17 protein-coding genes are annotated in these 18,721 nt (G+C 67.6%); 9 read left to right on the forward strand and 8 right to left on the reverse strand.

The features are described from left to right. Nucleotides 1-110: 110 nt before the first annotated feature. Complete coding sequence (locus AB0F51_RS22200; RefSeq protein ID WP_360282779.1) at nucleotides 111-941, forward strand: SAM-dependent methyltransferase; 831 nt, start codon at nucleotides 111-113, stop codon at nucleotides 939-941. A gap of 51 nt (nucleotides 942-992) precedes the next feature. Here the strand turns inward: AB0F51_RS22200 and AB0F51_RS22205 are convergent, their stop codons facing one another. Continuing rightward, the gene (locus tag AB0F51_RS22205; protein ID WP_360282781.1) at nucleotides 993-1,562 is read right to left on the reverse strand and encodes a helix-turn-helix domain-containing protein; all 570 of its coding nucleotides are present in this window, start codon (nucleotides 1,560-1,562) and stop codon (nucleotides 993-995) included. 53 nt (nucleotides 1,563-1,615) lie between these two features. Between AB0F51_RS22205 and AB0F51_RS22210 the strand changes: the two genes are divergently transcribed. The 3 genes from AB0F51_RS22210 to AB0F51_RS22220 all read left to right on the forward strand — a co-directional run bounded on the left by AB0F51_RS22210 (nucleotide 1,616) and on the right by AB0F51_RS22220 (nucleotide 3,327). Further along, nucleotides 1,616-2,302, forward strand: coding sequence for an AzlC family ABC transporter permease (locus AB0F51_RS22210; protein ID WP_360282783.1), 687 nt, complete (start codon nucleotides 1,616-1,618; stop codon nucleotides 2,300-2,302). Continuing rightward, the gene (locus AB0F51_RS22215) at nucleotides 2,299-2,619 is read left to right on the forward strand and encodes an AzlD domain-containing protein (RefSeq protein ID WP_360282785.1); all 321 of its coding nucleotides are present in this window, start codon (nucleotides 2,299-2,301) and stop codon (nucleotides 2,617-2,619) included. The genes AB0F51_RS22210 and AB0F51_RS22215 overlap by 4 nt, the downstream gene beginning before the upstream one ends. 81 nt (nucleotides 2,620-2,700) lie before the next feature. Further along, the gene (locus AB0F51_RS22220; RefSeq protein WP_360282787.1) at nucleotides 2,701-3,327 is read left to right on the forward strand and encodes a hypothetical protein; all 627 of its coding nucleotides are present in this window, start codon (nucleotides 2,701-2,703) and stop codon (nucleotides 3,325-3,327) included. A 57-nt stretch (nucleotides 3,328-3,384) separates the two neighbouring features. On the opposite strand, the gene AB0F51_RS22225 is transcribed toward AB0F51_RS22220, so the two are convergent. Next, on the reverse strand, nucleotides 3,385-5,397 hold the full coding sequence (locus AB0F51_RS22225) for a spermidine synthase (RefSeq protein WP_360282789.1): 2,013 nt from the start codon (nucleotides 5,395-5,397) through the stop codon (nucleotides 3,385-3,387). Between the two features lie 636 nt (nucleotides 5,398-6,033). Between AB0F51_RS22225 and AB0F51_RS22230 the strand changes: the two genes are divergently transcribed. Continuing rightward, entirely contained in the window at nucleotides 6,034-6,678 is a 645-nt protein-coding gene (locus tag AB0F51_RS22230; protein WP_360282791.1) for a class I SAM-dependent methyltransferase, read from the forward strand. An 83-nt stretch (nucleotides 6,679-6,761) separates the two neighbouring features. On the opposite strand, the gene AB0F51_RS22235 is transcribed toward AB0F51_RS22230, so the two are convergent. Continuing rightward, nucleotides 6,762-7,637: a serine protease gene (locus AB0F51_RS22235; RefSeq protein ID WP_360282793.1), complete on the reverse strand. Its 876-nt coding sequence runs from the start codon at nucleotides 7,635-7,637 to the stop codon at nucleotides 6,762-6,764. Nucleotides 7,638-8,000: 363 nt separating this feature from the next. On the opposite strand from AB0F51_RS22235, the gene AB0F51_RS22240 reads away from it, so the two are divergent. Both AB0F51_RS22240 and AB0F51_RS22245 read left to right on the forward strand, forming a co-directional pair. Beyond that, nucleotides 8,001-9,485, forward strand: coding sequence for an LCP family protein (locus AB0F51_RS22240; protein WP_360282795.1), 1,485 nt, complete (start codon nucleotides 8,001-8,003; stop codon nucleotides 9,483-9,485). Between the two features lie 13 nt (nucleotides 9,486-9,498). Then, nucleotides 9,499-10,530 (forward strand): glycosyltransferase, encoded by a 1,032-nt coding sequence (locus AB0F51_RS22245; RefSeq protein ID WP_360283456.1) that lies wholly within the window; start codon nucleotides 9,499-9,501, stop codon nucleotides 10,528-10,530. An 11-nt stretch (nucleotides 10,531-10,541) separates the two neighbouring features. On the opposite strand, the gene AB0F51_RS22250 is transcribed toward AB0F51_RS22245, so the two are convergent. Continuing rightward, complete coding sequence (locus tag AB0F51_RS22250; protein WP_360282797.1) at nucleotides 10,542-11,324, reverse strand: ABC transporter ATP-binding protein; 783 nt, start codon at nucleotides 11,322-11,324, stop codon at nucleotides 10,542-10,544. Beyond that, nucleotides 11,296-12,186, reverse strand: coding sequence for an ABC transporter permease (locus AB0F51_RS22255; protein ID WP_360282799.1), 891 nt, complete (start codon nucleotides 12,184-12,186; stop codon nucleotides 11,296-11,298). Before AB0F51_RS22255 ends, AB0F51_RS22250 begins: the two co-directional genes overlap by 29 nt. Nucleotides 12,187-12,277: 91 nt before the next feature. Here AB0F51_RS22255 and AB0F51_RS22260 point away from each other — a divergent pair, with 91 nt between their 5' ends. Beyond that, a complete protein-coding gene (locus tag AB0F51_RS22260) occupies nucleotides 12,278-13,987 on the forward strand; it encodes a metallophosphoesterase (RefSeq protein WP_360282801.1) in 1,710 nt (569 codons plus the stop codon). A 141-nt stretch (nucleotides 13,988-14,128) separates the two neighbouring features. Here AB0F51_RS22260 and AB0F51_RS22265 read toward each other — a convergent pair whose 3' ends face one another. The 3 genes from AB0F51_RS22265 to AB0F51_RS22275 all read right to left on the reverse strand — a co-directional run bounded on the left by AB0F51_RS22265 (nucleotide 14,129) and on the right by AB0F51_RS22275 (nucleotide 17,410). Then, nucleotides 14,129-14,800, reverse strand: a complete 672-nt coding sequence (locus AB0F51_RS22265) for a DUF402 domain-containing protein (protein WP_360282803.1) — start codon at nucleotides 14,798-14,800, stop codon at nucleotides 14,129-14,131. Nucleotides 14,801-14,856: 56 nt separating this feature from the next. After that, nucleotides 14,857-15,144, reverse strand: a complete 288-nt coding sequence (locus tag AB0F51_RS22270; RefSeq protein WP_360282805.1) for a YiaA/YiaB family inner membrane protein — start codon at nucleotides 15,142-15,144, stop codon at nucleotides 14,857-14,859. Between the two features lie 319 nt (nucleotides 15,145-15,463). Then, the gene (locus tag AB0F51_RS22275; RefSeq protein WP_360282807.1) at nucleotides 15,464-17,410 is read right to left on the reverse strand and encodes a glycosyl hydrolase family 8; all 1,947 of its coding nucleotides are present in this window, start codon (nucleotides 17,408-17,410) and stop codon (nucleotides 15,464-15,466) included. A 410-nt stretch (nucleotides 17,411-17,820) separates the two neighbouring features. Between AB0F51_RS22275 and AB0F51_RS22280 the strand changes: the two genes are divergently transcribed. Next, on the forward strand, nucleotides 17,821-18,672 hold the full coding sequence (locus AB0F51_RS22280; protein WP_360282809.1) for a helix-turn-helix domain-containing protein: 852 nt from the start codon (nucleotides 17,821-17,823) through the stop codon (nucleotides 18,670-18,672). Nucleotides 18,673-18,721 lie beyond the last annotated feature (49 nt).

Genomic DNA, 18,721 nt, shown 5'->3' on the forward strand with positions numbered 1-18,721 from the left:
CGGCCAGGCCGGGGCAGGCCGACGCGCCCCCAAGACCTGGAATCGTTCCCCTACTGTTAGTAGGCTCTGCCTTTCCCACTCCTGACCCACCACGATCTGCGAGGTCGCCCATGCCCGACGCCAAGATGTCCCCGAGCTCGGTTCCGGTCGGCGTGGACACCACGCGGGCCAGCATCGCCCGGGTCTACGACGCGTTCCTGGGCGGCAAGGACAACTTCGAGATCGACCGCGAGGTACTCCGCCAGGTCGCCACGGTCGCCCCCGAGGTCACCGACCTGGCCTGGTCCAACCGCAACTTCCTGGTCCGGGCCTGCCGCTTCCTGGCCGGCCAGGCGGGCATCACGCAGTACCTGGACTGTGGTTCGGGCCTGCCGACGGCGGAGAACACCCACCAGATCGTGCAGCGGCTGCAGCCGGACGCCAAGGTGCTCTACGTCGACAACGACCCGGTGGTGCTCGCGCACGGCCGGGCGCTGCTGGAGGAGAACGACAAGACGCTGTTCATCAGCGCCGACATCTTCAAGCCCGACGAGATCCTGGACCACCCCGAGGTCCGCAGCTTCCTCGACTTCAGCCAGCCGATCGCCCTGATCCAGAACGGCACCCTGCACCACTACCTCGGCGACGACGCGCCCGACCTGGTCAAGCGGTACGCCGACGCGCTGGTGTCCGGCTCCTACGTGGTGATCTCGCACTTCCTCGACCCGGAGACGCCGGAGCACGCCAAGACGGCTCGGGCGCTGGAGGAGCGGTTCACCCACAGCCCGATGGGCAGCGGCCTGTTCCGCACGTACCCCGACATCCGCGCGATGTTCGGCGACCTGGAGATGGTCGAGCCCGGCCTGGTCCTGTGCGACGAGTGGTGGCCGGACGGTCCCCGCGTCAAGCCGCTCAGCCAGATCGAGGAGTGCATCGCCGGCGGCATCGCCCGCAAGGTCTGACACCGTCCCCGGGACGGTGTTGCCGCAAGGCCTGACGCCGTTCGCGAGGTGCTACGACGTCTCGGAGACCAGTACTGCGGTGGTGTTGGCGACGAGTGCCTTGAACAGGTGGGGCACGTCGCCGGGGTAGGCGATGTAGTCGCCAGGGTGGAGCTCGACCGGCTCCTCCAACGGGCCGATCAGCGCGCGGCCGGTGCTCAGGACGACATGTTCGATGGTGCCTGGCATGTGCGGCTGTGACTCGCGGCCGGGGCCGGGCGCGACGACGATGCGGTAGAGATCGCGCCGGGCGTGGGGCGGGCTGGCTGCGACCAGGGTCGCGGCGTAGTCGGCCTTCTCCGAGTAGATCGCCGGGCCTTCGTCCGCCCGGATCACCTGGACCTTGGGTCGCGGGGGTTCGAGCAGGTCGGCGAACTGGACCTCCAAGGCGACCGAGAGCGCCCAGAGCGTCTCCACGCTCGGGTTGCCCGTGCCCGACTCCAGCTGGGACAGGGTGGACTTCGCCACTCCCGCGCGCTTGGCCACTTCGGTCAGAGACAGGCCGGCCCGGGCGCGTTCCCGGCGCAGGGAGGATGCGATGACGTCGAGTGGCGCCTTGCTGTCCATCGGTGTTCGCTCCATCGGTCCATGTGTTCGGCTTGACGAACAACTGTGATGTGTTCATCATAAAACCCATGCGTTCGATATGGCGAACATTAGATCCCGGACTCCTCCGCGCGATCCTGCTGGTCTGTCTGGCCGACGGCGTCGTTGGACTCTCGTACGGCGCGATCAGCGTCGGCGGGGGCCTGCCGATCTGGGCGCCGGTCGCGTTGTCGCTGCTGGTGTTCGCCGGCGCGTCGCAGTTCCTGTTCGTCGGGATCGTGGCGGCCGGTGGCAGTCCCATCGCGGCCACGATCGCCGGACTGCTGGTGAACACCCGGCATGTTCCGTTCGGCCTGGCGATCAGCGACGTGATCGGGGGCGGCTGGCGACGGCTGCCGGGAAGTCACCTGATGACGGACGAAAACGTCGCCTTCGCCCTCGGCCAGGACGACCCGCGGCAGCGGCGGGCGGCGTACTGGGCCGGTGGGATCGGGATCTTCGTCTGCTGGAACGTCGGGGTGGCGATCGGCGCGGGGGCGGGGGCGGTGATCACCGACACGGACGCCTTCGGGCTCGATGCCGCGTTCCCCGCTGTCCTGCTCGCGTTGGTGCTGCCGTCGCTGCGTGATCGGTCGACCCGGACGGCGGCCGCTGTGGGAGTGGTCGCCGCGCTTGCTGCGACGCCTTTCCTGCCTGCCGGGTTGCCGGTCCTGCTCGCCCTCGTCGGTCTGTTGTTCTACCGGACCGGCAAACCTGCGATGGAGACGGTTCGATGAACACCACAGCGCTGCTCGCCGCGATCCTGGTGCTTGCCGTGGGCACCTTTTCGCTGCGGTTGGCGGGGCCGTTGCTGCGCACGCGATTCGAGTTGCCGGAGCGGGCGCAGCAGGTGATGTCGGTGGCGGCGATCGTCCTGCTGGCCGCGCTGGTGGCGACGGCTGCGCTGACCGACGGGCACAGCCACGCCGGGATCGCGCGACCGGCCGGCGTCCTGGTCGGCGGCATCCTGGCCTGGCGCAAGGCGCCGTTCGTGCTCGTAGTGGTCGCCGCCGCCGTAACAGCCGCCGGACTACGCCTGCTCGGCGTACCGTGACGGCCGCTGGGCTGCGCTGGCTCGGCGTACCGGGGCGGTTGTTGCGATTAGCGTGACGCTGTGTGGGGCTAGCGTTCTCGCATGAAACGTCTCGGGATCGCCAGCTTTGTGGTGGGCGGCGTGCTGGCCGCGCTCTTCACCGTTCTGCTCGTCATGAATCTGCCGGGTACGCCGAAGCCGGTCGATGGCGGGGTCGTGCATCTCGACGATGCCGGGCTGAAGATCTATGCGTCGCAGCCGGGTGTCGAGCCGACGTGTGAAGTGAAGACGGCGACGGACGGGGACGTCGCACTGGAGGTGCCCAGTGGGTCCGAGACACTCACCATCAACGGGACGAGCTGGTACCTGGTTGCGCGGTCGGTCGACGAGGTGCCTGCCGGCGACTACGTGGTGAACTGCGTGGAGACCGAGCCCGGTACGACGTTCGCCGTCGGAGCGCGCGGCTCGCTCGGAGTCTTCGTACTGGCGATCGTGGGGCTGATCGTCTCGGTGCTGATCTTCGCAACCCTCGGCTCGATCCTGCTGGCCACCGCCAGCCGCCGCACCCGCAAAGCCACCCCCAACAACACCTTCCCGAACCAGGCCGGCCACCCGCAGCAGCCGGGGTACCCACAGCAGCCCGGCAGCTTTCCGGGGTACCCGCCGCCTGGGACCTACAACCCCGGTCCCAATCCGGACCGTCCTCAGGACGGATCGCCGAATAGCTGAGACCCGGCAAACAAACTGGGGGCCACCCGCGCGGGTGGCCCCCAGTTGTTGTTGCCGTTAACCGGCTACCGCTGGACTGCCTTTCGGGCGCAGGAGGAACGCGCCGACGTACAGCAGGGCGGCGATGATCAGCAGGCCGTCGAAGCCGATCAGCAGCGCGGCGTACTCGAGACAGCCGCCGAGCATCGCGCCGAGCAGGTTGGCGCCGAAGCTGGCGGTGCCGTCGGCCGTGTCGCTGAACCGCTTCGCGAAGATGACGTTGGCGGCGAAGATCGGCATGAACGCGATCACCACGGCGACCAGCGCACGCAGCCCGACCGGCATCGAGAGCAGCCAGCTGTCCGGGAACACCCAGCTCAGCAGCAGCCCGGCGGCCAGGATGACGTACATCGCCTTCACCGGTGGTGTCTTGAACCTCCGCGTCACTTCGACAGCGGCCAGCACGGCGATCAGCACCCCGGCGAACACGATCGCGTTGACCACCCACGTCGTACCGAACAGCAGGGCGAACCCGGTGATGCTCTTCGTCTCCAGCAGCATGAAGCCGGCGCCCAGCAGGAACAGGTCGGCGTACGGGCGCATCCGCCGGTACGACGAACCGCCGCCCGCGATGCCCACGCCGATCAGACCGGCGACCAGCACCAGGCCGAGCGTGACCAGGTACAGCGACGGGATCCGGTCGGTGAACAGGTACAGGAACGGCCGGTTGTCAGTCGCCGGCGGCGGCGTGATCTCGGTCTTCCCGGCCCAGGCGGTGCCACAGGTCTGGTCGGCCTCGGTCAGCCCGACGGTCACCACGGCCTGCTGCAGGTCGTCGCCGACCTTGTCGACACAGGGCTTGTGCCCGAACGCCTTCTCCGCCGTCAGCGCGAGCCGGTCGATCAGCCAGGTCTCGCGGTAGTAGTTGTACATCGCGAACGCGCCGCCCGGAGCCAGGTGCTCCTTCGCGCTCTCGAACGCCTGCAGGGTGAACAGATAGCTCTCCAGCCGCAGCGAGCTGGCGCCGTTGACCAGGGTCAACGAGTCCGGCAGTGCGAGCATGATCAGGTCGTACTTCTTGTCCGTCCGGGACAGGAACGCACGCCCGTCGTCGATGTGCGACGTCACCCGCGGGTCCTGGTACGGGTGGTCGGGGTGCTTGGCCTTGCCGATGTCGCGGATCCGCGGGTCGATCTCGACCGCGTCGACGTGCTGCGCGCCCTTCTTCAGCGCGATCGCGACGTCGGAACCCGAGCCGGCCCCGATGATCAGCACGTTCTTCGGCGCCTTGCCCGCGTTGGCCCGCTCGTACGGCAGCCCGTACTGCGGTTCCCACTGCAGCCGCGACTCGGCCGGGATCGCCTGCTGATGCGGTACGCCGTTCACCGTGATCGTCAGCAGCGGCACGCCCTGCCACTCGAATCCCTGGGTCTGTACCTTGTAGTACGGCGACCAGCTGTTCTCGGGACGCGTCGACTCGTGGAACAGCACGCCGACCATCACCAGCAGCGGCGCGGCCACCAGCGCGGCACTCAACGCGGTCGCGGTCAGTTTCTGCTGCGGCACCATCAGTACTGCGAACAGCAGCGTGACGATCACACCCCACCAGATCGGCGGCGCACCCACGAACGACAACCCGGTGAACGCGAGGATGCCGATCAGGCTGCCGATCAGGTCGTACCGGTACGCCGTCAGTCGCGGCAACTCGCCGAAGCACCGGCCGACCAGCTCGGCCGGACCGGCCAGGACCACCGCGGCGGCGACGAAGATGACCGGCAGGATCACCCAGGTCGGCGGGCCGGTCGTGTTCAGGCTGGTGAAGTAGATGACGCTGGAGTCGCCACCCCGGTTGACCGTGACGGGCTTCCACGCGATCACCGCGACCAGCACGCCGAGCACGATCGGTGAGTAGAACGGCAGCCGCTTCGCCCGGCCGGACCGCAGGATGCCGATCCCGATGCCGAGGAACGAGCCGAGCAGCACGAAGTTCGAGAAGTAACTGAGGTGGACGACGTTGGACCCGGTCCAGCGAATCAGCGCCAGCTCGAGAAACAACATCAGCGCACTGGCCATGACCAGGCGTGGTTTCACCGCAAGTGGACTATGCCACTGCGGGGTACTGACCTGACCAGGTGTTGACGACTCGACTGCCATGGGCGGCGACCATACCGGATCCAGAGTGTTCTACCTCACTCTCGGTCCAACTTTCTACACCCTACGCCCGCCCTCCCCCCGAACTACCGGCGCGCCGACCGCACGCCCCCACCCCGCACCCGCGCCGCAGCCCGACCCGCCGCCCCCACCCGAACAACTGACCCCGGACCCCGACCCGCCGCCCCCACCCGAACAACCGGCCCCGGACCCCGGACCCCGCCCCCCGTGCTCTCGCCGCGAGCCGGAGCGCCACCCACCCGAATCCCAGGGGGCGGGCGCGTGGCGTGTCTGACTCAGGTTGCGTCGCCTCAACCGTGTGGCCAGCCGACGCCCCGGACGGCCATAGCCGTCTGAGCCGCCAGCCGCGCACCCACACGAGGCTGTGCCCCCGACGCCGCTCTGGGCACCGGAGGCGCTGGAAACGGCTCAGTACCGTGCCGGACACGCAACGGCCGGAATCGGTCAAGTTGTGCACAGGGTGCGTGTGCCTGTGGGTGACTGGATGATGTTGCTTATGGCAACATCTGGCCTTGTGGCGCCGGTCTGAGCCTGATGCTCGAATATCGTGGTGGTATGAGCGCGGATGACTGGCTGGCTGATACCCGGACTTCTTATGACACGGTTGCTGGTAGTTATGCCGATCAGCTGAGGGATGCGCTCGCCGATCGCACTTACCTTCGGGCCGCTCTGGGGGTGTTCGCGGAACGGGTGCGGGCTGCCGGTGGTGGGCCGGTGGCGGATGTCGGCTGCGGGCCTGGGCACGTCACCGCTCATTTGAACGAGCTCGGTGTGGACGCCTTCGGCATCGATCTGTCGCCAGGGATGATCGACGTGGCCCGGCGGGACCATCCCGGCTTGCGGTTCGAGGTGGGGTCGATGACCGAGCTGCACCTGGGCGACGCTTCGGTGGCCGGGCTGCTCGCCTGGTGGTCGTTGATTCACATCCCCGACGACGAGGTACCGACCGTCTTCGCGCACTTCCACCGAGTACTGCGTCCCGGCGGCCCGTTGCAGCTCGGGTTTCACGTCGGTGACATCTCGCGGCTGAAGACGGAGGGGTACGGCGGCCACCCGATGACGGTCTACGTCCACCGCCGCCAACCCGACAAGGTGGCGTCCTGGCTACGCGACGCCGGCTTCGAGATCGAAGCCCAGTGGCTCTGCGACCCGGACGACCCCATCCCCCAAGCACTCATCTTCGCCCGCCGCAGCCCCTGAGTTCCTCGGCGCGCGGCCGGCTGATCACAAAAAACTCCGGCGACCACCCCGCAGGGGGAGTGGTCGCCGGGGGGGGGGTTAGGTCAGTGGGTGCGGGTGGCGGGCTTGGGTAGCTGGCAGCCGGTTTTGTTGAGGTCTAGGGTTCGGGTGGCGGTCAGGCAGGTGTAGAGCCACCAGGTCTGCTGGCCGTACGCCGCGCCCTGGTCGACGGTGATGTTGCCGTTGGCGTCGACCTCGCACGGGTTGTTCAGCGTGCAGCGTTCGCCGTCCTCGTTGCCGGTGTTGTTCACGCCGATGACCTCACCGGTGGTGGTGCTCACGATCGGCGAACCCGACGTGCCGCCGATGGTTTCGCAGCCCGGCTGCTGGTACTTGATCGAGCTCTTGAACACCCAGCCGCCTTCCCGCAGTTCGGGGATGGTGGCTTGCACCGAGCAGGTGTAGATCCGCTTCCAGTAGCCGGACACCACGGCCATGCCGGCGCCGTTGGCCGGGGCTTGCTTGGCCAGCGTCAGCGGGGTGACGTTCAGCCGGGACTTGATCGCGGCGTACGACTCGGTGAGCCGGTACAGCGTCATGTCGGTCTTGGTCATCGTCGCGTAGAGGACGCGGTTGGCCCGGACCGTGCCGGCCCGGCTCGAACTCGGGTTGAGCAGGGTGAACGACCGGCTGGAGGCCCGGTTCACGATCACCTGGCCGGGGCTGGGCATGCCGCCTTCGTAGCAGTGGCCGTTGGTGAGGATCAGCGCGGGATCGGTGGACAGCGACTCGGCGTACCGGACGAGCGAGCCGGAGCAGTTGCTGAGGGCCGCGATACCGGTGAAGTCGGCACCGGGTGCGGCGACGGCGGCCGGTGCGGAGGCCTGTGGTGTGGCCTCGACGGCGAGTGCCTGGCTGCCGCCGAGCAGCGTGGCACTGAGCGCGACGGTGGTCGCGGCAAAGGTACGGAACAGTCTCATGGGCGGTTTCCTGTCCTCACTGGAGAGCTTGCGGTTTGGGCGGCGCAAGCAGGCCGTAGCCGGCCCAAGACTCTTCGTATCCGATGAACCCCGTCTCCGGCCATCACAACGCGATGAAAACTTCGCCGTACGGGCCAGTACACGGGTAAACCTGCGGCAACGCGACGAGATCCCCGCGACCCGTACCGGCGTGGTCGCCGTTCTCGGTGGGTGAGGAAACTGTTACCCTTCGTCTCCGGATCCGCCCGGCTCGAACCATGCCTCTGCCCGGTACGTCGTACCCGGTGAGGGATGGGACAAGGAGGTAGGTCGACGCGCCTGAGAAGGTGGTGTCGTCCATGCCACGGGAGAACGGAAGGTTTCATGCCGCAGGACAAGCCAGACCTGCGCAATCTCAGCGAGCCGGTCCGCTTCAAGCGAGCGCTCACGCTGCTGCTGATGACCTTGGTGCTGCCCGGATCCGCCCAGATCGCGGCCGGCAGCAAGCGGGCCGGACGCTGGGCCTGGCGCGTCCTGGGCGGCATCGTCGCGGTGGTCGTCTTCGTGATCGTGCTGTCGCTGATCTGGCGGGCCGGCGCGATCAACCTGATGGTCTCGCCGACGACGCTGCGGATCATCCAGATCCTGCTGATCCTGCTCGCGATCGGCTGGGCGGCGCTGTTCGTCGACGCCTACCGGCTCGGCCGTCCGCTGACGCTGGAGCGCAAGCACCGGCTGACCGCCAGCATCCTCGACGGGGCGCTGATCGTTCTGGTCGTCAGCGCGCTGATCTGGGGCAGCACGATCGTGTCCACCCAGCGTGACTTCGTCGCCTCGGTGTTCGGCAACGGCAAGAAGTCCGAGGCCGACAAGGGCCGGTACAACGTCCTGCTGCTCGGCGGCGACTCCGGCGCGGACCGGATCGGCACCCGGCCGGACAGCATCACGCTGGCCAGCATCGACGCGAACACCGGGCGGACCGTCCTGATCGGCCTGCCGCGGAACATGGCTCGCGTCCCGTTCCCGGCCGGTACGGCGATGAACAAGGAGTTCCCTGAGGGCTTCCGGTGGAAGGACTGCGCCGAGAACTGCCTGCTGAACGGCGTCTACACGTACGCCGCCGGCCACCCGGCGCTGTTCCCCGGTGACCCGAACCCCGGCGTCACGGCCACCAAGCAGGCGGTCGAGGGCGTCACCGGGCTGAAGGTCAACTACCACGTACTGATCGACCTGGCCGGGTTCCGCGACCTGCTCAACGCGGTCGGTGGGATCACTCTCGACGTCGGCAAGCGGGTCCCGATCGGTGGTATCGGTGCGCCGATCAAGGGCTACATCGAGCCGGGCAAGAACCAGCATCTGGACGGGTACCACGCCCTCTGGTTCGCGCGGTCGAGGGCCGGTGCGACAGACTACGAGCGGATGACCCGGCAGAAGTGCGTGATGACGGCGATGCTGAACCAGCTGTCGCCGCAGACCGTGCTGACCAAGTTCCAGGGCATCGCGAAGGCGAGCAAGAAGGTGGTCAACACCGACATCCCGTCCGGCGACCTGGGCACCTTCACCGATCTCGCGCTGGACGCGAAGAAGCTGCCGGTGTCAAGCTTCTCCGCGGTCCCGCCACTGATCAAGACCGGCAACCCCGACTTCGAGCTGATCCGGGCCAAGGTGGCCGAGGCGATCGAAAAGTCCGAAGCGCTGGACAACTCGTCCAATGGCGGCGACGGTAAGACCACGAACACTCCGAGTAGCAGCAAGACCAGCACCGCCACCAAGAAGCCGACCACGTCGGCCAAGCCCGGCAAGACCAGCACGACCCCGTCCAAACCCGGTAACGACGTCGATGACGTCGCTTCGATCTGTAAGGCCTGACCTGAACATGCCCTTGTCTTCCTGGCCCCCAGTCTCCGTCGTGATGCCGGTGCTGAACGAGGAACGCCACCTCGAAGAGGCAGTCGGCCGCGTCCTCGACCAGGAGTACCCCGGCGAGCTGGAGGTGGTGCTCGCGATCGGTCCCAGCAAGGACAAGACGCAGCAGATCGCCGACCGGCTGGCCGAGGCCGACAAACGGATCACCATCGTGGCCAACCCGTCGGGCAAGACACCGGCGGGCCTGAACACCGGGATCGCGCACGCCCGCCACGACATCGTCGTACGGGTCGACGGGCACGGTGTCCTGACCCAGGGCTACATCACCCGGGCGGTCGAGGTGCTGCACGAGAGCGGCGCCGACAACGTGGGTGGCGTGATGGCCGCCGAGGGCCGTACGCCGATCGAGATGGCCGTGGCGTGTGCCTATCGGTCGCGGCTTGGGCTGGGCGCGTCTACCTTCCACCAGGGCGGCAAGGCAGGTCCGGCGGACACCGTGTACCTCGGCGTCTTCCGTCGCGCGGCTCTGGAACGCGTCGGCGGCTTCGACGAGTCGATGCACCGGGCGCAGGACTGGGAACTCAACTACCGCATCCGCAAGACCGGCGGTCTGATCTGGTTCAGCCCCGACCTGTCCGTAACGTACCGCCCCCGCTCGTCTCTGAAGGACGTAGCGAGGCAGTTCTTCCACACCGGTCAGTGGCGCCGCGAGGTCATCCGCCGCCACCCGGAGACCGCCAGCAAGCGCTACCTGGCCCCGCCGGTCGCGGTGATCCTCATGGCCGTAGGAACCATCCTCGGCATCGTGGGCCTGGCGACCGGCGTCAGCATCCTGACCCTCGGCTTCCTGGCACCCCTCGGCTATGCCCTCCTGATCCTGGTGGGCTCAGCCATGGAAGGCCGCTACCTGCCCTGGAAAGCCCTCTTCTGGCTACCCCTGATCTGCGCCACCATGCACATCTCCTGGGGTATCGGCTTCCTGGTAGGCCTCCAGGAGCGCCCGGCACCGCCCGCTGCCACAGCCCCTGGTGCTCCCGCCTCCGCCTAGCCCCCCGGCTACTACCTGTTGGCAGTGGCTTCACGCGTGTAGGCGGTGACTACCTCCTGGGTGTCGCCGTCCATGCGCAGTACCCCCTTGTCGAGCCAGATCGCTCGGTTGCAGGTGTCCAGTACTACGTCCAGGCTGTGGCTGACCAGGAAGACCGTGCCGGCCTCGGACCTCAGGTCCTTGATCTTCTGCTCGGACCTGACCCGGAACTCGGCGTCACCGGTGGCCAGTGCCTCGTCGACCAGGAGGATGTCGTGGGTCTTGGCCGAGGCGATCGCGAACTTCAGCCGGGCCGCCATGCCTGACGAGTACGTCGACATCGGCAGGTCGATGAAGTCGCCGATACCGGAGAACTCGACGATCTCGTCGTAGCGGGCGGTGATCTCGGCGGGGGACATGCCCATCGCCAGGCAGCCGAGCACGACGTTGCGGTCGCCGGTCAGGTCGTTCATCATCGCGGCGTTCACCCCGAGCAGTGACGGCCGGCCGCCGGTGTAGATCGCGCCCGACGCGGGCGGCAGCAGGCCGGCGATCGCCCGGAGCAGGGTCGACTTGCCCGAGCCGTTGCGGCCGATCACGCCGATCGCGTCGCCCTTGTACGCCGTGAAGGTGACGTTCTTTACCGCGTGCACCTCACGGATCGTCGGCCGGTCCTGACGCTTGAGGATGCGCCGGAACGCGGTCGCCGCCGTCCCCTTGCCGCCCTGCCCGGCGATCACCTTGTAGATGATGTTGACGTCGTCCGCGATGACGGTCGGGATCGGCTCAGCCACGGCCGTACCGGTCTTCCGCACGCCAGAAGTACACGAACCCGCCGGCCAGTACGACGACCGCCCAGCCCGCCGCGATCGGCCAGGCGTTCGGCAGCGCGTGCTGCTCGTGCTGGTCGAGCAAGGACCGGCGGACCAGGTCGATGTACGCCGAGATCGGGTTGAGCGCCAGCAGGTGGATCACCCACGACGGCGCGTCGAGATCGCGGAGCTTGTCCGGGATCGAGAAGAAGATGCCGGAGGCATACAGCCAGGTCCGGGTGACGAACGGCAGCAGTTGGCTGACGTCGGACACGAAGGTGCCGATCCGGGCGAAGATCAACGTCATCCCGAGGTTGAACATCGTCTGCAACAGCAGCGCCGGTACGACGAGCAGCCAGCGCCAGCTGATCCCGTCGGTCGCGCCGACCAGGACGAACAGGATGCCCATCGAGACGGCCATCTGGTTCAGCTCGTTCATCACGTACGCCAGCGGCAGCGTCGCTCGCGGGAAGTGCAGGGTGCGGATCAGCGACATGTTGAGCGCCAGCGCCCGCGAGCCTTCGGTCATCGAGCGCTGCGTGTAGGTGAAGACGAACATGCCACAGATCAGGAAAGCGGCGTAGTTGTGGATGCCGTTCTTCGTGCCGAGTAGGACGCCAAAGGCCAGGTAGTACACGGCGGCGTTCATCAACGGCGTGAGCACTTGCCAGACCGAGCCCAGCCGCGCACCGGCGTACATGGCGTAGGTGCGAGCACGGGCGTAGCTGACGATGAACTGCCGGCGTCCCCACAACTCGCGCAGGTAGGCGCCGAGTGGTGGCCTCGCCGAGCTTCTGGTCAGGCCATGTCGCTCCGCCAGCGCCGCCAGGTCGACGGTCTCGGCCGGCCCGGCCGCGTTAGACATGCGGGCCAATCTATCGGCCCGGTGGCGCAGGCCCCACATCGACGCCACGGTCCCGGTCGCGGTGGCACCCCACCGGCCGTAACGTAGCCGGGTGAAGCAGAGCCGCCCTTCTGATCTGTCCGAGGAAGAGCTCGGATTCCGCATTCGGGGACCGGTCCGTTGGCTGCTGCCGTCGGTGCTCGGCAGCATCGGCGTCAAGGCCGTCCTGTCCGGCATCTTCGGCGCGTACGCCGACAAGCGCGAGCTGCAGAGTTCGTTGCCCGCCGACGGGTACCGGCACGGCACCGACGAACTGTGGTTCGATTTCGTCGCCGACCTGGGGGACGGTTTCGACGCGACGTACTCGGTCGCTTCGGTGCTGGCCGCGCCCTCGATCGAACCGGTGGAGGGCCTGCCCCTGCCGCGGGCCGAGCTGCTCGTGATGGGCGGCGACCAGGTGTACCCGGCCGCTTCGTCGACGGCGTACGAGGACCGCACCAAGGGTCCGTACCGCGCAGCTCTGCCGGAACCGGCGAACCAGCCGACACTCTTCGCACTGCCAGGCAACCACGACTGGTACGACGGCCTGACGGCGTTCCTGCGCGTCTTCGCCCAGCAGCGCGACGTGGGTGGCTGGAAAACCGAGCAGGGCCGCAGCTACTTCGCGATCGAACTCCCGCACCGCTGGTGGCTCGTTGCCATCGACACCCAGTTCAGCGGATACATCGACGCACCACAACTCGACTACTTCCGCGCCGCACTCGCCGGCATGCAAGAAGGCGACGCAGTCATCCTCTGTACGCCGACACCCGCGTGGGTGCACGCCGGCGCCGGCGGCGATCCACACATGTACGACACGATCCGCTTCTTCGACCGCGAGATCATCCGCCCTTTGGGCGCCGTGACGCGGGTGATGCTGTCGGGGGATGCGCACCACTACGCCCGGTACGCCGAACGCGACGGCAGCGGGCAGCGGATCACGAGTGGTGGTGGGGGTGCTTTCCTCTCGGCGACGCATCTTCTGCCGTCGTCGTTGACGCTGCCGCCTAAGGTGTCGCGGGTTGCTGACGTCAACGAGGTTGCGACGTACGACAAGGTGCAGACCTATCCTGCGGCGAAGGATTCGAAGCGGTTGGCCAAGGGGATCTATCGGCTGCCGGTGCGGAATTCTGGCTTCTGGGGGCTGACCGCTGCGCTGCAGACCGTGCTGGCCTTGCTGGTTCAGTTCGGCCTTGCCGCTGAACCGAACGGGATCTTCGGGGTGCTGTCTGCGTGGACTCCGGCGGCCTTTGGTGTTGCCTTCACGGTTGTTGCCGGGGTGCTTTTCAGCCGGTTCGGTTTGGTCCGCAGTGGGTGGGCGGCCGCGGTTGCCGGCTTCCTGCATTCGCTGGCCCACTTGGCCTTGATGGTTGCCTGGGCCGCCGTACTGTTCCGGTTGAGTCAGGAGGCCGCGGACTGGATAACGGTCTTGGTCACTCTGGTGGGAACCCCTTTGGTGGTTGGCTTTGTAGATGCCGAGCTGGTGGCGGCTTATCTGTTGATCGCCGGCAAATTCGGCTTCAACGTGAACGAGCTGTTCGCCGGCCAAAGCATCGAGGACTACAAAGGTTTCCTCCGCCTGCACATCAGCCACCAGGGTGAACTGACCATCTACCCCCTCAAGATCCCCAAGGTCTGCCACACCTGGAAAGCCGAACCGAACGCATCACCGGAAACCCCTTGGATCGTCCCGGACGGCGAGTCTTTGAAGGTCGCCCTGATCGAGCCGCCGATCAAAGTCCCCCGCCGGGTGATCGCCAACGACACAGCAGCTGTCTTGTAGGTGCTCCCCACGCCTGCTCCGCCGGTCGCTCCTCCGTCGCGCCCACGTTCGCTAGCTCCCACCCACCCCACCACGCTCCTACGTCGCCACACTTCACGCTGCGCGCTCCGCAGTACACGCTGCGCGCGCCAAGTGCGGCTCCTACGTCGCCGTGACCACAGCGGTGGTGCTCTTGCCTTGGGGCTCCACCTCTGTGTCCCAGTACGGGGGTAGGGCGGCTGGTTGCCACGACGGGTCGGGGCGGAAATCTGTGTACTGGCCGTCGAACGGGAAGCGGGCGGCTTCGATGTCGGTGGTGATGCGCTTGCCGGCGGCGCGGATGTCGTCCGCTTCGGCCGCTGTCCAGTAGGCCGGATGATCGACACGCTCGGCCAGTTCGTCCTCGTCCTTCCAGGACCAGTTGCGGTCAGGTGTGACCACGATGTCGAGTGCGTGGTCGAGAATGTCGATTCCGGCCGACCAGCGGCGTACCGGGGACTCCAGGTTCACGTACCAGCCTTCGAAGCGCATCTCCAGGTCGAAGAACCACCACAGCGAATGGTCGGCCTCCGGTTCGGTGCGGATCAGCACATGCCGGTCCTCCCAGCGCCGCGGCCAGAGCATGGACGGCGTACGGTCGCGCTCGGCCACCGACATCTGCCGGATCAATGCGCCGTCCCGGGTGCCGCGCAGCATGCAGTCCGATCCGGCCGCGGTCCAGGTGAGCAGCGCCTCCGCGTCGTCGCGCACGACCCGCGTGGTCTGCACCGCGGCGATCATCCCGTTGCGGTGCACGTCGCGGCGGACGATCGATCGACCAGGAGCGAAGACCATCGGGCCATGGTACGGGCGGCTGGTGCGCTCGATGATCTGCCGGACTGGCCTCACGGTCAGGCGTCGACTCGGAAGGGGTCGTGTTCGGTGAGGAGTTTGTCGAGGCGGGCTTGGTCTACTCGGGTGGCGACGACGGAGAGTTCTTGGCGGTCTCGGACGACCTTGCAAAGCGTCACGGTTGAGGTGACGAGGTAGAGGAGGCCTAGGGCGAGGAAGGCGCGGATCCAGGTGGCGGCGGGGAGGTAGGCGATGGCGATGGTCATCGCGGCCAGCGAGATGCCGAAGGACAGGATCGCTTGCACGTAGAAGGCCGAAGTCTGCGAGGGCTGGATCGGTTTGCTCATGCGTTGATCTTCGGCGCGGGACGAGTGCGGCGCATGAGGTGAACTACTCAACGTGGGTGGCGTCGGCGAAGCGGAGGATGCAGCACCGGGGTGAGTTCGCCGTCCTGGGGCGCAGACATGAGGGCTTGGGCTAGCCGGGTCGGTGCGCGACGTGGCTGCTGTTACTCAAGCGGGCGACGGAGGAGCCCGCGCCCGGGGGTGGGTGGGGCGTCGAACGTGGTCGCGACGGAGGAGCGGCCGTCGGAGGCAGCATGGGGAGTTGCTCAGGCGTGGGGAGCACCCCGCGCGGCCTGGGTGGGCCGCGCGGGGTTCGGGGCGGTTAGGGGACCCAGTGGTTGTGGGTGGCGGTGATCATGACCTGGAGTTGGATGCTGGCGGCGTAGTAGCTGCTGGTGTCGATGGGGGTGGCGAGCATCTTGTTCCAGAGGGCGTCCAGCCAGGCTTGGCTGTTGGCGTCGGTCATCGCGACGACCGCGAACGGGGCGAAGTACGCGGGGTCGCTGCCGGAGGAGATCTGGGTTCCGTTCAGTTTGTAGCCGATGGCGATGTTGCTGGGGTTGCCTCCGGTCTTGGACTTGATCCAGGTGTTGAGTTTGCGGGCCGCGGTGAGGGACTTGGTGTCGCCGCTGGTGACGGCGTCGGCGCCGATGCGCCACGGGTCGCGGCAGGCGTTCCACCAGTACGAGCCGTCGTTCGGGTCTTCCAGGACCTGGCCGGCGGCCGGCTTCGGGGTGGAGTTGGTGTTGACCACGAAGTCGGGCAGCAGGCCGGTGCCGGCGGCGTAGTTCGCCTGCAGGGACGCCTGCACGTTCTGGTGGGCGGTGCGGATGGTGTCCCAGGCCGAGTTGCCGGTGGCTGCCTTGAAGGCGCGGAAGTGGTCGACCATCCAGTCCGACGTACGGGACATGTAGTAGGTCTCGTCACCGGAGCTGCTCCAGTCGCCGAACTTCAGCAGGTTGGTGCTCGGGTTGATCTCGCTCGCCTTGATCGCGTTGATGTGCCGGATCGCGAGCTGCTTGTAGTTGTAGGTGCCCGCGCTGCCCCACTGCCGGTCGGCCAGCAGCAGGCCGTAGGCGACGTCCATGTCGCCGTCGGTCGCGCTGTCGGAGCCGTTGACGCTGACGCAGGACGTGTTCTGCTCGGCGGCCAGCAGGTCGGGGTTGTGTACGGAAGGGTGGGCCAGCATGTACTTCACCAGACCGTCGAAGATCGTCTTGGCGGCCGGGTCGGCGCCGGCCATGGTCGCGGTGACCACCATGCCGTAGCCCTGGGCCTCGGCGACGTACGGGTGATCGGCGTCGGGGGAGATGATCTGGTACCAGCCGTTGCCGCAGTTCTGCTTGACGAAGGCCGCCTTCCAGCGCTGGTAGTAGTCCACTACCTTCTGGTCGAGCGTCGCCTGGGTGCCGGACGGCTTGAGCATGCCGGCGGCGTACGGGAACTGGTGGCTGCCGAACGGTACGGCCGGACCGCTGCCGCCGGCCTGCGTGGTCGCCGTGACGGTGTTGCTCGCGCCGGACACGTTGCCGGCGGCATCGCGCGCCTTGACCGTGTACGTGTAGGTCGTCGAGGCCGTGCGACCGGTGTCCGTGTACGTCGTACCGGTGCCGGTCGTCGCGATCTCCGTGCCGTTGCGGGAGATGACGTAGCCGGTGACGCCGATGTTGTCCGTGGACGCGTTCCACGCCAGCGAGACGCTGCTCGAGCTCGTCCCGGTGGCGGCGAGACCGGTCGGAGTACTGGGCGGGGTGGTGTCATCCGTGCCGCCGCCGGTGGTGCCGTAGACCTCGAGGTCCCAGAGCGAATACCCGTACGACGTACCGCGTGCGGTCCCGTAGACGCGCACGTACCGGCCGCTGCCCGCGACGGTCAGGTCGTCGATCGCGCCGTTGCCGGTCGTGGTGGAGTAGACGTCGGTCCAGGCCGCGCCGTCGGCTGAGGTCTGGACCTTGTACGACTTGCCGTAGGCGGCTTCCCAGTTGAGTTTCACCCGGCTGATGGTCGCGCTGGCGCCGAGATCGACCCGGATCCACTCGGGATCGTGGCCTTCGGCGCTGGCCCACCGGGTGGTGGAGTTGCCGTCGACGGCGCGCCCAGCCTCGAAGCCGCTGCCCTCGATGGACGAAGCCGTGGCGGGTTTGCCCTGGGAGAGCAGGGTGTCGGCGGCCGTGGCAGCCGTCGATCCCGACGGTGCGAGGGCTGGTTGGACGAACATGACCGAGGCAACGACCGCGGCAGCGGTCAGCCCTCGAAGTAGATACGACATCAGCGGTGTCCTCCGGGCGGTGAAGGGAAAGGCGCTGCAGCTGCCTAGACCATTAGGAAACTTTCCTAACGGTTAGCTGAAGGTAAATCCCCACACCCCGGAGTGCAAGACCTGGCGGCAGATGGCTCTGCCACGAGCCCGCAAATCGGAGGACTTCCGGCGATATCCGCCGCCGCTGCGGGAGCTTTCCGGCTGATGGAGATGCCCGACCGGTACACGCCGGACACACCCGAGGATGCGACGTGGAGCGCCCCTCGGGGGCGGGGGCGAGGCGTGTGCAAACGCGGGAGGGGCCGTCGGGGGTGACGGGGGCGATGGGTGCGACGGGTACGGGAGGGAGTGGTGGCAACGGATCTCATGGAGGTGGAAAGTGTGGCGTTGGTGGGGTGGGTCGGTGGGACTATGCGGGGATGGAGTCGTACGTCGAGCGGCTGCCCTTGGTGGAGCTGGTGGGGGTTGTGCGGACGGTGTGGATTCAGTGCACCGGGGATTCGGCGTACGTGCAGCGGCATTTGCCGACGGGTGGGGTGGAGATCCACTTCCCGATCGGTGGGTATCCGCAGTTGGTCGGGCCGTTGACCGGGCCGCAGGTCGAGGTGATTCCGCCGCGGACCACGATCGTGGGAGTCCGGTTCCATCCCGGTACTGCGCCGCCGTTGCCGGCGATGCTCGACGAGTTGGTGGACCAGCGGGTCGGGATGACGGAGCTGTGGCGCAGTACGGCGGATCGTCTCGTGGAGTCGATGGCGCAAGCCGGGTCGCCTGAGGATGCGCTGATGGGTCTGCAAACCCATCTCCTGCACGAGTTTCGGCGTACGGGCGGCGGGGATCCGTTGATCGGCGCGGCGGTGAAGGCGCTGATGCCGTGGCAGTCGACCAACATCGACGGGTTGGCGGATCACCTCGCACTCTCCGCGAGTCAGCTGCGCCGCCGGTGCCAGCAGGCGGTCGGGGTGAGCCCGAAGGTCCTCCAGCGGACCCTGCGGTTCCAGGGGTTCCTCGCTCTCGCACAGGCCGGCGCGACAGCCACCGGCCTGCTCGGGGCGGACGGGATGGCGGGGCTGGCGATCGATGTCGGGTACGCCGACCAGGCTCACCTGAGCCGCGAATGCCTCCGCCTGACCGGCCTGACCCCGAGACAACTCCTAGGTGGCACCGCAGACCGCTGCGCCTGCGGCCACGACCACTACGCCTCCTACCACCCCTTCCTCGCCACTCGCGGCGTCCAGCCGACCCGTCGCAAGGAGCTGGTACCGGTCTAGACCGTGCGTGATTTGTTCAAGACCGGGGGGCCGCGGCGGTCGTAGCTTC

Origin of the sequence: Kribbella sp. NPDC023855 (assembly GCF_040639475.1) — a bacterium.
GTDB lineage: Bacteria > Actinomycetota > Actinomycetes > Propionibacteriales > Kribbellaceae > Kribbella.

Coding starts and splice junctions, on each gene's coding strand:
- AB0F51_RS22230 (WP_360282791.1), top strand. CDS start 6,034: ATGAGCGCGGATGACTGGCTGGCTGATACCCGGACTTCTTATGACACG.
- AB0F51_RS22215 (WP_360282785.1), top strand. CDS start 2,299: ATGAACACCACAGCGCTGCTCGCCGCGATCCTGGTGCTTGCCGTGGGC.
- AB0F51_RS22280 (WP_360282809.1), top strand. CDS start 17,821: ATGGAGTCGTACGTCGAGCGGCTGCCCTTGGTGGAGCTGGTGGGGGTT.
- AB0F51_RS22200 (WP_360282779.1), top strand. CDS start 111: ATGCCCGACGCCAAGATGTCCCCGAGCTCGGTTCCGGTCGGCGTGGAC.
- AB0F51_RS22255 (WP_360282799.1), bottom strand. CDS start 12,186: ATGTCTAACGCGGCCGGGCCGGCCGAGACCGTCGACCTGGCGGCGCTG.
- AB0F51_RS22265 (WP_360282803.1), bottom strand. CDS start 14,800: ATGGTCTTCGCTCCTGGTCGATCGATCGTCCGCCGCGACGTGCACCGC.
- AB0F51_RS22275 (WP_360282807.1), bottom strand. CDS start 17,410: ATGTCGTATCTACTTCGAGGGCTGACCGCTGCCGCGGTCGTTGCCTCG.
- AB0F51_RS22270 (WP_360282805.1), bottom strand. CDS start 15,144: ATGAGCAAACCGATCCAGCCCTCGCAGACTTCGGCCTTCTACGTGCAA.
- AB0F51_RS22240 (WP_360282795.1), top strand. CDS start 8,001: ATGCCGCAGGACAAGCCAGACCTGCGCAATCTCAGCGAGCCGGTCCGC.
- AB0F51_RS22220 (WP_360282787.1), top strand. CDS start 2,701: ATGAAACGTCTCGGGATCGCCAGCTTTGTGGTGGGCGGCGTGCTGGCC.
- AB0F51_RS22235 (WP_360282793.1), bottom strand. CDS start 7,637: ATGAGACTGTTCCGTACCTTTGCCGCGACCACCGTCGCGCTCAGTGCC.
- AB0F51_RS22205 (WP_360282781.1), bottom strand. CDS start 1,562: ATGGAGCGAACACCGATGGACAGCAAGGCGCCACTCGACGTCATCGCA.
- AB0F51_RS22210 (WP_360282783.1), top strand. CDS start 1,616: ATGCGTTCGATATGGCGAACATTAGATCCCGGACTCCTCCGCGCGATC.